The organism is Acetobacterium sp. K1/6 (assembly GCF_034438075.1).
Taxonomy (GTDB): domain Bacteria; phylum Bacillota; class Clostridia; order Eubacteriales; family Eubacteriaceae; genus Acetobacterium; species Acetobacterium carbinolicum.
In genome coordinates this window covers 85657-100843 of the sequence record NZ_JAXQGA010000013.1, presented here as the reverse complement: position 1 = coordinate 100843, position 15187 = coordinate 85657, and the positions used below count along the sequence as shown (strand labels likewise).

The 15187-nt window shown below is 44.8% G+C and carries 14 protein-coding genes; 8 read left to right on the top strand and 6 right to left on the bottom strand.

The window, feature by feature from the left end; all coding sequences use genetic code 11:
- Window positions 1-78 precede the first annotated feature (78 nt).
- The 3 genes from tnpB (at window position 79) to U2P91_RS12435 (ending at window position 2691) form a co-directional block, all read left to right on the top strand.
- Window positions 79-417 carry an IS66 family insertion sequence element accessory protein TnpB gene (gene tnpB / locus U2P91_RS12445; RefSeq protein WP_111889102.1) on the top strand — a complete coding sequence of 113 codons (339 nt, stop codon included), beginning with the start codon at window positions 79-81 and terminating at the stop codon, window positions 415-417.
- A gap of 66 nt (window positions 418-483) precedes the next feature.
- Complete coding sequence (tnpC, locus tag U2P91_RS12440) at window positions 484-2082, top strand: IS66 family transposase (protein ID WP_111889101.1); 1599 nt, start codon at window positions 484-486, stop codon at window positions 2080-2082.
- A gap of 129 nt (window positions 2083-2211) precedes the next feature.
- Window positions 2212-2691, top strand: a complete 480-nt coding sequence (locus U2P91_RS12435) for a DUF7000 family protein (RefSeq protein WP_111889100.1) — start codon at window positions 2212-2214, stop codon at window positions 2689-2691.
- Window positions 2692-2769: 78 nt separating this feature from the next.
- Here U2P91_RS12435 and U2P91_RS12430 read toward each other — a convergent pair whose 3' ends face one another.
- Both U2P91_RS12430 and U2P91_RS12425 read right to left on the bottom strand, forming a co-directional pair.
- On the bottom strand, window positions 2770-3639 hold the full coding sequence (locus U2P91_RS12430) for a PhzF family phenazine biosynthesis protein (protein ID WP_322519755.1): 870 nt from the start codon (window positions 3637-3639) through the stop codon (window positions 2770-2772).
- A 57-nt stretch (window positions 3640-3696) separates the two neighbouring features.
- Window positions 3697-4650, bottom strand: a complete 954-nt coding sequence (locus U2P91_RS12425; RefSeq protein WP_322519754.1) for a sugar-binding transcriptional regulator — start codon at window positions 4648-4650, stop codon at window positions 3697-3699.
- Window positions 4651-4865: 215 nt separating this feature from the next.
- Between U2P91_RS12425 and U2P91_RS12420 the strand changes: the two genes are divergently transcribed.
- From U2P91_RS12420 to U2P91_RS12400, 5 genes are read left to right on the top strand one after another with little or no spacing between them, the layout of a single operon-like run.
- Window positions 4866-5699 carry a phosphotransferase gene (locus tag U2P91_RS12420; protein ID WP_322519753.1) on the top strand — a complete coding sequence of 278 codons (834 nt, stop codon included), beginning with the start codon at window positions 4866-4868 and terminating at the stop codon, window positions 5697-5699.
- On the top strand, window positions 5692-6933 hold the full coding sequence (locus U2P91_RS12415) for a class II aldolase/adducin family protein (protein ID WP_322519752.1): 1242 nt from the start codon (window positions 5692-5694) through the stop codon (window positions 6931-6933). Before U2P91_RS12420 ends, U2P91_RS12415 begins: the two co-directional genes overlap by 8 nt.
- 44 nt (window positions 6934-6977) lie before the next feature.
- A complete protein-coding gene (locus tag U2P91_RS12410) occupies window positions 6978-8750 on the top strand; it encodes an FAD-dependent oxidoreductase (RefSeq protein WP_322519751.1) in 1773 nt (590 codons plus the stop codon).
- The gene (locus U2P91_RS12405; RefSeq protein ID WP_322519750.1) at window positions 8747-9994 is read left to right on the top strand and encodes an NAD(P)/FAD-dependent oxidoreductase; all 1248 of its coding nucleotides are present in this window, start codon (window positions 8747-8749) and stop codon (window positions 9992-9994) included. The genes U2P91_RS12410 and U2P91_RS12405 overlap by 4 nt, the downstream gene beginning before the upstream one ends.
- Window position 9995: 1 nt before the next feature.
- Complete coding sequence (locus tag U2P91_RS12400; RefSeq protein WP_322519749.1) at window positions 9996-10355, top strand: DUF1667 domain-containing protein; 360 nt, start codon at window positions 9996-9998, stop codon at window positions 10353-10355.
- Window positions 10356-10364: 9 nt separating this feature from the next.
- Here the strand turns inward: U2P91_RS12400 and U2P91_RS12395 are convergent, their stop codons facing one another.
- The 4 genes from U2P91_RS12395 to U2P91_RS12380 all read right to left on the bottom strand — a co-directional run bounded on the left by U2P91_RS12395 (window position 10365) and on the right by U2P91_RS12380 (window position 14996).
- Window positions 10365-11528, bottom strand: coding sequence for an aldo/keto reductase (locus U2P91_RS12395; RefSeq protein WP_322519748.1), 1164 nt, complete (start codon window positions 11526-11528; stop codon window positions 10365-10367).
- A 187-nt stretch (window positions 11529-11715) separates the two neighbouring features.
- The gene (locus U2P91_RS12390; RefSeq protein ID WP_322519747.1) at window positions 11716-12276 is read right to left on the bottom strand and encodes a TetR/AcrR family transcriptional regulator; all 561 of its coding nucleotides are present in this window, start codon (window positions 12274-12276) and stop codon (window positions 11716-11718) included.
- A gap of 134 nt (window positions 12277-12410) precedes the next feature.
- Entirely contained in the window at window positions 12411-13265 is an 855-nt protein-coding gene (locus U2P91_RS12385) for a response regulator transcription factor (RefSeq protein ID WP_322519746.1), read from the bottom strand.
- Window positions 13266-13331: 66 nt separating this feature from the next.
- A complete protein-coding gene (locus tag U2P91_RS12380; protein WP_322519745.1) occupies window positions 13332-14996 on the bottom strand; it encodes a hypothetical protein in 1665 nt (554 codons plus the stop codon).
- Between the last annotated feature and the right edge of the window lie 191 nt (window positions 14997-15187).

The window sequence follows — 15187 nt, the reverse complement described above, 5'->3', positions numbered from 1 at the left end:
GTGATACTCCTATCCTTTTATATATTTACTATAATATAGTAAATTCAATCACCTGACAACTATCTTAACACATAGTGCATCCAACAGGTCCATCTGGCACTGGGTGCCACCGATCTGCGAAAAAGCATTGATGGTCTGGCACTGATTGTTTCCCATGTGCTGCAAATGGATCCATTTTCAACCCATCTCTTTGCCTTCTGCAATAAACGCAGGAACCTGATTAAGATTCTGGTCTGGGATCACAATGGCTTCTGGATTCATTACAAACGGTTGGAGAAAGGATCTTTTCAATGGCCGGAAAACGGCCATTGTGGGGCTCTTTCGATCTCAGAGCGCTCTTTTCGATGGTTACTCGATGGCATGTCCGTCGAGCAGAAAACGGCCCACACCGAAGCCACCGGACGGATTATGATCTGAGAAAAAAGACCTGGGATTGGCTAAATAAAGCTTTTTTTGTCGGATTTCGCATGGTATAATAAGGGCATGAAAGAAGTCGTGGAAACAACTCAGAAAAAACAGAATAGTGACACCGTAGATGATCTGAAAAATGAAAATGCCAAACTGGCCCATGAACTGGAGATTGCCCAGACCAAATTGAAATGGTATGAAGAACAGTTTCGCCTCAATGCGGCCAGACGCTTTGGGAAATCCAGTGAGACGGTGTCCGATGATCAGTTGTCTTTTTTCAACGAAGCTGAAATCACCGCTCGACCGGAGCAGGTCGAGCCGGTTCTTGAGACCATCGTCGTTAAACGGAAACAGAAACGGGGTCTGAATAAAGAGAGCTTTTCGGATCTGCCAGTGGAACGCATTGTCTATCAATTGTCTGAAGATGAGCAAATCTGTGAAGTCTGTCAATCACCGCTACATGAAATGACCGAAGAAATCCGCAAAGAACTCAAAGTCATCCCGGCTCAGGTCGTTGTTGTGGAACATGTGCGCAAAGTCTATGCCTGCCGTAACTGTGAGCAGAACGCCGACAAAACCCCCATCATTACGGCACCCATGCCGGCTCCGGTGATTCCCGGGAGTTTTGCATCGCCAAGCCTGATTGCCTATCTGATGTATCAGAAGTATTCAGCCGCCCTGCCCCTTACCCGACAGGAACGGATCTTTGGTGATTTCGGGATTGAACTGTCAAAACAGAACATGGCCAACTGGATCATTAAAGCCAGTGAGTGGTGGCTTGAGCCCCTGTATGAAGTCATGAAAAAAAGGCTGATGGAAGAAACCTTCATCATCGCCGATGAAAGTCCCATGCAGGTGCTGACCAAAGATGGGAAACCCTGTGACAGCAAAGCCTATATGTGGGTATATCGCAGCGGCAAGCATGGAAAAGTCATTGTCCTGTATGAATACCAGCCCTCCCGCGCTGGTCGACATGCCGCTGAATTCCTCAAGGATTTTAGCGGATTTTTGCAGACGGATGATTTTGGTGGGTACAACAAGGTGAACAACGTAACCCGGGTCGGTTGCCTCGCTCATGCCAGGCGCTATTATACCGATGCAATCAAGGCGTTGCCCAAAGAAGCCCAAATTGAATCCACCCATGCCCATGACGCCCTGATTTTTTTCAGACAGATGTTTCGTCTGGAAAAGCAATGGGCAGAAGATGAGCTTACGCCCGAAGAACGACACGAAAAACGCATCCTTGAACTGAAGCCGGTCATGGAGGCTTATTTATCATGGCTCAAAACCATGGAGCCGCAGGTGGTACCTAAAAGCAAACTGGGAAAAGCCATTGCCTACAGCCTGTCCAACTGGGAACTGCTGACCAATATTCTTCACGATGGTCAATGTGAACTCTCAAGCAATCTGGCTGAACAGGCGATCAAACATTTTGTCGTTGGTCGTAAAAACTTTCTCTTCTGCAAAACACCCCATGGTGCCAAAGCCAGTGCAACGCTCTACAGTATCGTTGTGACTGCCAAACTCAACGGTTTGAATCCCTTCTACTATCTCGATTACCTGCTTACGCAATTGCCCAATACCGCAATCACCGGTGACCAATCCCTTGATCATTTGTTGCCCTGGTCTGAGACACTGCCGGAAGAATGCCGGTCAACTATCAATAAAGAATAACCGCTATAAAAAAGCAGTCCTTTTGTGAGAACATTATCTCATCAATTGGACTGCTTTTCAATGTGGGCTGTATTTGACGCTTACCCTTAATCAACCTAATTCACTATCGAATAATTGGAGGTATTGGTGATGAAATTTAATAGAAATTACCTCAGTGAGTATAAAGAACTTATCAAAACCACTGATTTACAAAAAGGATATCAGGAATTTATAAAGCTTTTTCGATTTTTGCGCACTGAGCTTAAGAAAGCCCTACCGGAGTATGATTTTTCCGGTCATATTGTTGAAAATAATATGGATTTTGCCTATTTTCAGCTTAGCGATGACGAATTGAGAGCGAGCGGTTTGAAAATTCAGGTCATTTTCATTCACAAGGATTTTCGCTTTGAGGTGTGGGTATCAGGCTATAACCGTAAAATACAATGTGCGTATTACGAAAAACTAAGAGCCAAGACAATACCTTACGCACTAAATAATAATCCTAACCAAGTAGACTACATTATCAAAACACCGCTAAATGAAAACCTTGATTTAGGTAATGGTTTTGGTGTACTTGAAGAAATAAAAGCAGGTGTTTTAGAATGCGTTAAGTATATAAAAACCGTATAACTACGGGTTATCTATGTGCTATCAATACAACCGTCTCCACATGCCATGAACAAATAAAAGATACCCTTAGTTATGTTTTTATATCTCAACTTCTGATAAAGTTAAATTTTTTGCACTCCCGCCCACCTTAACTTCGAGAATTTCCTTATTCTTAACGGTTAACGAGACCAGTATTTCAGATGGTTTTTTCATCGAATATCCTTGCTCAAACACAATGTTCGATGCCTGCTCGTTGTTTATTTTTCCATAATGATACAGGTAGCACCCAAGTGCACCATTTGAGGTTCCGGTTGCTGATTCTTCTGGAATATCATAAAGCGGAGCAAAGTTTCTGCAACTTGCGTAAGCGCCATGTAAGGATTCCAAGGTAAAAACATGATACCCAACGGCATTGTATTTTTGGCTAATTGCCTTAATTTTCCCCATATCCGGTTTTATTTCGTTTAAAATCTTAAGACTTTTTACGGGGACCATAATATCCCGAAGTCCTGTTGATACGACTTGGGCTGACAAATCTTCTGGCATTTGTGAAGCAAAAATATTCAACGAATCGGCAAGTTCATCTTTCTTAATAATCTCAGAAAACACGGGAATCGACTGATTCATCATAACAGCTTTATCTTCTTTAATTTCGATGCCCAGGATTCCGGCTTTGGTCTCCTGTTTATATCTGCCTGGTTTTAACAATCCCAGACTTGCCATAGTATAGAAGGTGGCAATCGTTGCATGACCGCATAAATCAACCTCTTCATTTGGCGTAAAAAATCGCACTTTAAAGTCTGCTACGTCTGATCCCAATATAAAAGCGGTTTCGCTAAATCCCAGCATTGCAGCAATTTTTCTCATTTCCTTTTCCGATAACGTTTCGGCATTTTTCACAACACCGGCTGCATTGCCACCTTCTTTTGTTTTAGCAAAGGCATTTATTTTATAGACGGCTACTTTCATAATCAATTCTCCTTCGTTATCTTAAATCCATTATGTGACTATATCATCATCTCAGTCTTAATGCAATTTCTGAATGAGCGCTTGGGCCGTCGCCTCATCGGTGATCAGAACCTTGATATAATGCTGTCTGGCGGCACTGATAATCGGATCTAGCTTCTCCTTGCCATGGGCAATGCAGATGACATTCTTGGTTTGTTCCAGTACTGATAAATCCATGCTTGTCATAAAATAATCCTCCGGTAATTGGAGTGATTCATGGTTTTCGTACATGACATGTCCTAAAAGATTGGCGTGAGATCTAAATAAAGCCTGAGTAATGTCAAACTTTTTTCGAAACAATGAAAATTCGTCAAAATATGGATAACTAATATTCATCGGGCCGGCAATCGATAAAACAACCGTATCCAGTTTTTCATAAGCCTGTTTCAGTTCGTCAAAGCGTTTCAAATCGTATGATGACATCATACTTCGCTTTTGACAAATGGTAAAGGTGTTGTAATGACAGCTGCCACCAAACTGCCTGGCGAAATTATCCAAAATGACGCTGGGCTGTAAATAGGGATTATTGGTGCCGGATGATCCCACCACCGAGAAAAACTTAAGCGGCTTATCCACCCGTTTTTTTGTCAGTTGAGACGCCACATGGTACAGCGTTTTGCCTAAGCCAATGCCGATATTTTTACACTCCGGCAGGATCTCTTCAAGTTGACGCGCCGCAAAAAAGTATAACGCCTCGGATTGATCCGGCTGTTTCGATAACGAAGGTGCTACGAAAACATCCTTTAGCCCCAACATTTCGCGGATCTGGCTGCCTAATCCATCAGCCGTACAGCTTTCCGGGGTGCTGACCCGAATTTTAACATATCCCAGCTCGCGTGCCAGTTTAAGGATACGTGAAATTTGAGAACGGTGAATGTTTTCTTTTTGCGCTATTTCCTGTTGACTCAAGCCATCAAGATAATAGTATTTTGCGATACGCAAAATGAGCAACTGATCATCGTTTAGTTTCATTTGTTCCCTCTTTCTCTTATTCAATATTCGTGTTGCATTGTTCCCATAATATCGCCGCACCTGTAATTTGTCAAGCATTCACATTTGTGCTTCTTGTTCCACCTTCATTGACATTCCTTATTCTAGAAAGATATAATGAGAATTAATAAGACACTTCAGCATTCACATTTGTGATATTTAAGGTGTTTTATAATCCCTTAAAGGAGAGCGAAGCTATGCGTGTTGCCAACTATCCCCCAGAGCGACTTGATTCCCCCTTGTTCACCAGCCGATCTTCTGAGATCTATGCCTGGGAAGGCTCCCGGTTACTAAAGCTTTTTAACCCCGAAGTCGATCCATTCCTCATTGAAAACGAAAAAATAAATACCATCGAAGCCTATGAAAAAGGTGTCACCAAGGTAAAATGTTATGGGTTGATTCAAATAAAAAACAGAACCGGGATGATCATTGAAAGTGTTCGTGGCCAACCCTTAATCAGCCTCGCGGGATCCTATCCCACCACTGCTTTTGGAGTCCCTAAACTGATGGTAAAATTGCAGACTCAATTGCACAATACCCAAACTTATATTATCCGTAGTTACAATGAGATGGTTATCACCACCCTCGATTCCCAACCCCTTTCTTTCTTAACCGAAACGGAAAAAGACAACATCTTAGTAAAGCTTTCGAAACTCCCTGATGGAAATGCCATCTTGCATCTTGATTATCATCCGGACAATACTATGTCAGATCGTCAGTCTGCAACGATCATCGACTGGATGACCGCTGCTCGTGGCGTCCCGGCGGCAGATGTAGCGGCTACCCTCTATCTCTTAAACGAAGGTGAAATGATTCCTGGTCTTAACAAGGCGGTGGCAATGGCTCTGGAAACGGTCCGAAAACTTCTTTGTAAACGATATCTAAACGAATATCAAAAAATAACCGGAATGACCGATGCAGAAATTGCACCCTGGCGGTTACCGTTTTTAATTGTGCGACTTGGGGTTTGGAACATTGACAGCGAGGTGCTGATCTTGCAAGAGAAAATAAGAGCAGCCCTCAATGAGTAATGAAAAGAATGCCCGAGAAGCTCTTAATTCCTGTATCAACCAATTAAAATCAGCTAACATTGAACTGGGCAATGCCTTTCTGGCTCTGCGACTTTCTGATGATGCCTTTTTGGCGACGGTACCCGTTACTCATTCACATGATTGCGACGATCACCATTTCAGCCTAATCAATCAGGAAGAATTACGCACCGCTAATCAGCTGGCTTACTCAATTTTTCTTGCCGACCACAAAAAAAACGCCGTTATTCTAACCCATTCACGGTTTTGTTCACTGGCGGCCAAAATGGGGCAGGATATTCCTGCTGCTCTGGATGATATGGCGCAAATTATTGGTCTGACGATGAAAACATGTGCCTTTGATGAAGTAAAAAAGATAAACCGTGTTTTTAAAAAAAATCGCGGCTGCCTGATAAAAAGCAATGATCCCGACAAGCAGGGCGCTATCGCCGTGGGGAAGAATCTTGGTGAAGCCTTGATCGTTACCCTATTGATGGAAAAAGCGGCTCAGGTTCATTTGCAGGCCATTATGTTAGGCGGTGCCAAAACATTAAAACCGCTTGAGGCGCAGATCATGCATCTGGGCTATGAGCTCTCCTATTCAAAAATTTCAGGATCGCTTCCTCATCAGACGCCTTCTGATCTTTCCCGGAGCTTATCCAGTCATGAGCTGACCCTGCGAAATCAACTTGTTGAGCTGGGGCAGTCGCTTTCCCGGGAAAACCTGGTTCAGGGGACCTGGGGTAATATCTCCATTCGACTGGATCATCAGTACTTGCTGTGCACACCCTCCGGGATGGGCTATTTAACGCTCACGCCTTATGACATGGTGCAGGTTGAAATAAACACCTTAAAATACGAAGGAAAGCTCAAACCGACCGGTGAAAAGGCCCTTCATGCGGCCCTTTATGCCAGCCATCCGAATGTCCACTGTATCATCCACACCCATCCCGTTTATGGCAGCGTTTTTGCCGCCGCCCATCAAAAAATAGTGCCCCCCAACGCGGAACTGGCCAAATGCCTGGGCGGCGATGTGGAACTGGCCGAATATGCCTTCCCCACTTCCAAACAACTGTCGGTAAATGTTGTCAAGGCGATCAAAGACAACCGCGCCTGTGTGATGGAAAATCATGGCATGGTGGTTTGCGGTGCCACCCCTGACGAAGCCCATGCACGGTGCCGGGCCGCCGAAAAAAGTGCCCGGTTAATTCTGGAAGCGCTCTACCAAAGCAGATGACCGCTACCACAAAACCAACCATGTTAAGCAAAGGAGTCACAAAAATGCGCCATTTTAATAAAATCTGCAAGCAGATTAGAGCTCTCTCCCCCCGGATCACAGTTTCTGAAGAACGGGGCTGTATTGTGCTAAGAGGGGTCGTTGATGACTGGAACACTGTCGTCAAGGCTGGTCAGCTGGCCGTTGATAAAAAAAACTATTTGGGTGTTATCAATGACATCCGTCTAAAGGGATTCAAACAAAATAAAACGCTTCCCACAGTTCAGGATCAAAGTTTAAATGGCGAAAAGCCGGATGTGCTGATCATTGGTGGCGGAATCGTGGGCTGCGCCATCGCCCGGGAACTATCCCGCTACCAGCTGGATATATTACTGGTAGAGAGAAAAGCCGATGTCGCCCTCGGTGCCACCGGAGCCAACGGCGGCGTTGTTCATGTAGGTGTCAATTTTTCTAAAAAATCTCTGAAGCACCGCTATAATCTTCGCGGAAACCAGATCTATCCAGCGCTTTCCAAGCAACTGTCGGTGCCCTTTGAGCAAAAGGGTCAGGTCATGCTTTGCGTGAAAAACTGGGAACGTATATTAGTCTGGATTCTTAAATTAAAGGCAAGGGCCATGGGGATTTCCGGGGTGACCTATTTAAAACGGGATGCCCTCCGGCAGCATGAACCCCACCTGCCGGACTTTGTGATCGGTGGAATGTACATGCCCACTGGCGGTATTACCAGTCCTTATGAAATGACCATTGCTCTGGCTGAAAATGCCGTTGCCAACAAAGCCCGAATCAGTCTGAATACCCAGGTTACCAGTATGGAAACAAGCAATCGTCAGATTATCCATGTGGGTACCAACAAGGGCCGCCTTTATCCGCAGATCGTTATCAATGCGGCTGGCGTCTATGCCGATGAAATTGCTGAGATGGGCGGTGACCGTACCTTTACCATCCATCCCCGCCGTGGAACCGATATCATTACCGACAAAAAATCCGGCTATATGGTTCGGTCCAGCATGGGCATCTCCCCCTTTGCGATCCTGCCGCACCAGCTCTCTGCCTTACCCAAAAATCCCATTAAGCGGATGATTAACGGGTTTACCGGTAAAAGCCATACCAAAGGGGTTGGACTGATTCACTCAATCCATGGCAATATGTTAATTGGCCCCAATGCCATTGAAACCCCCGACCGGGAAGATACCGCAACCCATGGTGACGAGGTTAACAGCATTCTGGAAATGCAAAAGCAAATTGCCACGGAGCTTAAATCCAGTGATGTGATCGCCTACTTTACCGGGATTCGGGCGGCCACCTATGAAGAAGACTTTGTCGTGCGCAAAGGCCTCTTTACCGACAACATCATTCATGCCGGGGGGATTCAATCCCCCGGTGTCACCGCGGCACCTGCCATCGCTGAGGAGATTGCCGGTTGGTGTATCCAGATGCTTGGTCAGTCGATGAAGGTGGTGGTGAATCCGGATTTTAATCCGCTTCGGATTGCTCCTCCACGGCTTAATACCCTGGAGGATTCAAAGCGAAATGCCTTAATTCGTGAAAACCCCGACTATGGGATGATTGTGTGTCGCTGCGAAGAGATTAGCAAAGGCGAAATCATCGATGCCCTTAACAGCAGTCTGACGGTACCGACGCAAGACGGCATCAAACGACGGCTGCGCCCTGGGATGGGGCGTTGTCAGGGCGGCTTCTGTGGCCCACTGGTCGCTCGCATCATTGCCGATCATTTTAATATCCCGCTATCCGCTGTAAAAAAAAGCAGCGAAAATTCTGTGATCCTCTATCATCAAGCGAAAGGAGCGCCCCAATGAAACAGACTGATGTGATCGTCATCGGCGGCGGCCCAGCCGGTCTTTCTGCCGCTTTAGCCGCCCATCGAGCCGGCGCCCAAACCCTACTGATTGAACGTGAACCCCGTCTGGGTGGGATTCTTAAACAATGCATTCATGATGGCTTCGGTCTGGTTCGCTTTTCTGAAGCATTAACCGGCCCGGAATATGCCGACCGCGATATAAACGCCTTTAAGCAAACCGGGATCGAAGCTTTGACCACTACCTTTGTCAGCCGCATTAAAAAAACAGCTAATGGCTTTACGCTAACGGCGGTCAATGAAACCGGCGTGATCACCATCGCGGCCCGATCTCTGGTGCTTGCTACCGGCTGCCGGGAACGCACCGCCCGTCAGGTCTTCATTCATGGCACCCGCCCGGCCGGGATATTCACGGCCGGAACGGCCCAGCATTACATTAATCTTTTAGGCCAGATGCCGACCAAAAAATGTGTAATCCTGGGCAGCGGCGATATCGGCTTAATTATGGCCCGTCGTTTGACCCTGGAAGGCGCCACCGTATTAGGGGTTTACGAAGCCAAACCGACGCCTTCGGGACTAACCCGAAACATTTATCAGTGCCTCCATGATTTTGATATTCCCCTGCATCTTTCTAAAACGGTTACCCGGGTTTATGGCGAAGAACGGTTGACCGCTGTTGAAGTCTGCGCCGTCGATGAAAATATGCAACCAATCAGCGGCACCCGTGAAAAAATTGCCTGCGATAGCCTGATTCTTTCTGTTGGTCTGATTCCTGAAAATGAGTTGGCGGAGAGTCTGGGGGTTGCGCTGGACCCGCGCACCAAGGGGCCCATTTGCAACGCCGCCCTGATGACCTCGGTTGATGGTGTCTTTTCCTGCGGCAATGCCCTTCATGTTAATGATCTGGTCGACTTTGTCTCCGAAAGCGGTGACCTGGCCGGAACATTCGCGGCCAACTATCGCCCTAAACCGCGTTCTGAAATCAGCCTGAAGACAGATGCCAATTTTGCTTACCTGGTGCCGCAACGACTGGATCTAAACGATGATCTAAAAACCATTGTCTATTTCCGCAGTCAGCAGATTTTGAAAAACTGTGTTGTTATTGTCAAAGTCGATGAACAAGAAGTCTTTAGAAAAAACTACTCCCATTTGCGTCCGCCGGAAATGGAACGTCTGGAAGTTGACTTTTCCAGGCTCAACCTTACTTCAAACACAATCCTGTCTTTTGAAATGGAGGTAAGTTAACATGAAAGAGTTGATCTGTTTTCTTTGCCCCAATGGCTGTACCTTGACAATCACCCGGGATCAGCCTGAATTTACCGTTACTGGTCAGAAATGCAAACGGGGCCAGGAATTTGCCATTAACGAAGCGACTAATCCCACCCGAACCTTGTGCACAACGGTGAAGACAAACTTTGCCGAAATGCCGGTGCTGCCAGTGCGAAGTGCCCGAGCTATTCCCAAAAACCATATTTTTGATGTCATGGCAGCCATTAATCAGGTGGTGGTAACAGAAGTTCTTTGTTGCGGTGCACCCGTGATTACCAATGTCTTAGACCTGGGGATTGATATCATCGCAACCGCCTCCATGGAAGCTACTCGGTAAGGCGGTGGTCTAAAGTCGCATAAAGCGCTTAATCAAAAATCGGGTTGGCTTATAATAAAAACCTTCCATCGCTTTGGTGACGGTCGTTAATTCGTCTCTGATTTTTATATTCTGGGGGCAATGACTCTCGCATTTGCCACATTTCGTACAGCGGGAAGCATTACTCGTCTGGCTTTTTACACTGGTTTGCATAATATATTTGCTAAGCGCCGCTGTTTTTCCTTCAATCTCACGGTCATTATAGGTTGAAAAACAGGTCGGGATGTCAACCCCCATGGGACATGGCATACAATAATTGCAGCCGGTACAGGGGATTTTAATCTTTTGATTTAAGATGTCAGTAACCTGGTTAAACAAATCAAAGTCGGCCTCGGTAAAGGCGTTCGCTTCTGCCTGAGAAGCCACGTTGATATTTTCTTCAACCATTGCCTGAGAATTCATTCCCGATAAAACCACCGTGACTTCCGGGTGATTCCAGATCCAGCGAAAGGCCCACTCCGCCGGTGATCGCTTCACATCAGCCTTGTCCCAAACCTTATAAACCTCCTTGGGCAGATTAGTGACCAGCTTCCCGCCTCTTAAAGGTTCCATAATCATTACCGGCAGTCCTTTAGCCGCCGCATATTTAAGCCCTTCTTTGCCCGCTTGCCTGTTTTCGTCAAGGAAGTTAAACTGGATCATGCAGAATTCCCAGTCGTAGATATCGATCAGCTTTTTAAATTCGTCCCGGCCGCCGTGGTATGAAAATCCGATATTAATAATCTGCCCCGCCTGTTTCTTTTCCTCAATCCATTTAAGGATGCCCAGATTAACCAGTCGTGTCCAGATATTAACATCCGTCAGCATATGCAAAAAATAATAATCGATATGATCGGTTTGCAAGCGCTCCAGTTCGGTCTCAAAAAGCTTATCCAAATCTTCATATTTTTTTACTAAGTATGGGGGCATTTTGGTTGCAATCTTCACCCGATCACGATAGCCCTTTGCCAGCACCCGTCCCAATATTGCTTCGCTTTTGGGATAAATATAAGCGGTATCAAAATAATTGACCCCGTGCTCAATGGCATAAATAATCTGCCTTTCCACTTCTTGTTCATCTTTGGCAAAGCGCATACAGCCAAATCCCAGGGCTGAAAGCTTGTCGCCATTTTTAGGGTTGATCCGATATTTCATTTTCGTAGCTCCTTCATTCATTTTATTTATAATTAAATAATTTGTGATCGTATTATTTGTGATCATTTTATTGTGATCGTCGCCAATCATTGCTCTCTTAATCTCAGTGATTTTTGTTTGATTCACTCTTTACAATGCTGAAATCACCAGGAAAAATGACTGATTAGTCATTCATTTTTAAAAAAAATTACGTTTTAATACTATCCCACAAAAAATTAAACGAGGCTTCTAAAAACTCGTCTTCGGCCACCAAATTGGGATTATTAATAAAATAATAGCTGTTCGCATTGAGAATCCCCATCAGCAGATTGCTCATGTATTCCAGATTGACATTTTTAATAATTTCCTGCTCAATCCCTTCAGAAACCAACGCTATAATGTTATTGAACTTACTTAATCCTTCTTTTCGGGTAGTTTCGCCGATGCAAGAAGCATTGCAGAACTGCTGAAAAAACAGGAACTCATCGGTATGATCAAGGCTCCAACCGATGTAATTTATATAAATCCGTTTAAGCTTGCTTCGATAGGTGGTCTCCTGATCAAGCCCATAGGATAAGCGTCGGTTCAAGGATTCTTTGCAGGTTAAATAAAGAAAATTAATCAGTTCTTCCTTGCTTTTAAAATAATTAAACAATGTTCCCGTGGCGACTCCTGCCTCTTTGGTAATTCGTGCCGTAGGGGTATTATCGAAGCCATATTGGTTGAAAAGTTTTAATGCGGCTTTTAATATTCTTTCCCGTTTATCCATTTTTGCCTCCTGAGCTTGCTGATGCGATTATACAATAAAATGACTAACTAGTCAATGGGTGTTTTTAATCTCTGATATTTGGGCTTTATTGATGTCTGCTTTCTAAAACTACGAATTTTTATCAATTCATAGTTTTAAATCGCTTTTGATTTATTCACTGTCGCCACCCGGTTATTGACCTCCAGCTTGCCGTAAATATTATTGATATGTGTTTTAACAGTGGCCAGTGATACACACAGTTTTTCTGCAATCTGTAAATTGGTACAACCCTCTGCCAGTTCCGCCAGCACTTCTTTTTCCCGCTCAGTCAATGCGTCAATTTGCTTTTTTGCTGGGCCTTTCGTTTTTTCTGAAAGGCCGCACTTGGGATCAGCTGCCAGCACCCTGACGATAAAACTATAAGCTTCTTTAGAGAACTCGTTCTTAAATACTGTCTGCCCTTCCTTAAAAACAACCATCACCGATTGGTATTCAAACCAGAAAGGATTAGCGATGCAGTTTTCGGTGGCATAGGAGACCGCCTCAATAAAGAGATTCTGGATAACCCGCTGATCGCCATTGGTCGTAACCAGTAGTCGCAGTTTTAGTAAATCTCCCTCCACAATTTTTAGCTTATTCTGCATTTTTCGGGCTTTAGCGATCAGGTTTTCGACCAACCAAAACGCTTGTTCCGGCTTCCCCTGTTCAAACAAAATACTGATATAAAGCAGCTCACAGTCCATGTTCTCCACGAAATCCTTGGAGTTTTCATATATTTCGACAAACTTTCGGGCCAGTTCCGGATGCTGCCCCCGATAGATGGGATAGCGCAATAAGCGGGCTGAAAAATAACTGTTTTCAAAGGCTTCCTGACCAATGACTGCCAGTAGCAACTTTTCGGTCTTATTATCTTCTCCAATGATATAATAATATTCGGCCAGCGTATACTGATAGGCTCGGAGGATGTTGGTCGGCAGATTAGCCATCATTTTTCGGGTGTTTTCCAGCATTTCAAAGGCCTGTTCCAGAGCCAACTGACGGATATAAACCCCGGCAATGCCAATATAGTAAGAACATCACAAGGATTTTACCTGGCCGATCATTTTTTCAACTTCCCGATAAAGCTCCTGACAGCGATTAAACTCTCCCAGGTCTTCATAGATCTGTGCCTTTTCCGTACGCACAAAAAAACCGATATAGATGTTGCCGGTTTTCTGATAAACATCTTCGGCCACCTCCAGGTAGACAATGGCCTCGTGAAACTGGGAATTGGCATACAGAAAATAAGCTTCTTTAATCAGCAGAAAAGCAATCGTAATCGGATTAAGCGGCAGCTTCCGGATCTCTTCCAGGGACAAAATTTCAGCGGCCCGGAAATCCCACTCACTGCTGTAAAAGAGATTGGATCGCCGGAAGGCCGCAAAAGACTTCTCGGTTTTCAGATTTGTTTTAATAAAAGTGTAAATCTCTTTGCAGGCTTCTTCGTCCACACTGGCATAATAATAGAAAAAATACTGATAGGCAAAATCCGGATTTTTGCCAATTTCCGCCATCGGCACCTTCATCAGATAAGAGAAAGTCAAGGCGGTCTGCGGCATTTTGAGAATCAAAGCCATGATCTTTTCATAGGCTTTGATTTCAAACAGATGATGGAGGCATTCTTCATGATCCCCGAGATTTTCATAAATAGTTGCGGCCAATTGATGGAGTTCGTACTTAGTGGCCTCCGCCTGTTTTTCAAACAAGCTTTTCAGGTATTCCGCCAGAATGGCATGATAACGGTAGATCCCGGCAACTTCGTCAATATTGATAACAAAAAGATTTTTCCCCAGGATGGCTTCCATCATCGGGATAAATGGGGTTTGCGGCAGGTACAGTTTACAGATGTTGCCATTGAAATAGCGGAGTATCGCGGTTTTGACAAGAAATTGTTGTTGATCTTCAGACAAATAACCAAAAATCTCTTTGGTTATATATTCATTTAAAACCCGATCCGACAGTTTCATACTCCCGATGGTGGGAAAGCTTCCATATTTTTCAGAAATGGCCAGCAATTGCAGGCCGCCGATCCACCCTTCGGACAGTTGAATCATTGCAGAAATCGTATCTTCATCTTTTTTAAGTTGTAAGGTCTCCACCAGAAAGTCTCGACTTTCTTTTTCAGTGAGACGGATATCGTCCTCTTCGATCAACAACAGCTTGTTCTCAATCGCCAGTTGGCCCAGATAAAGGGGTGGCATTTCTCGGGTCAGCAACACCAGATGCAGCTGATCCGGCATATTTTCAATGAAATAGTCAATGGTAGATACTAAAAAATGATCCGCCACGACTTGAAACTCATCCAGCACCAGCACAATTTCTTCATCGGTCTTCAAGCGACTCAGAAAATATGGGATTATCTGATAAAGCATCTCCTTTTGCATATTGCTGTCAAGGAGATTCTGGCAATCGGTTTGTTCATCCATCAAGTCGCTGAGAGCATTAATCAGATAATTCCAGAACACAAAGACCTGATTGGCATGTTCATCCAACGTGACCCACTTCAGGTTTTTAATTTCCCGTTCAATAGCAAAGCTTGACAACAGGGTGGTTTTCCCGCAGCCGGCTCCGGCTTTGACAATGGCCACCTGGTAATCGGACAACTGTTCGAGTTGCCTGAACAACTGAGCTCTGATCAGATAATTCTTTCGTGGTGCCGGCATTTTATGTTTGATGGAACTAAACGGCTGGGCATAATCCAATGGGTTTCACCTCCATGGTGTCATTAGCTTGCTAGTGCAAAAGCATTTTTTACTTTCCATATAATCGCGCAATTTATCACTTGCTCTATGTTTGATTAAAGATTTTTGCAAATTGAACTGGAAATTGTGCACTGTGCGGGCGAGGGTCTGACCCCTTGGTCGCTAATAATCGCCCCTACATAAATGTTAAT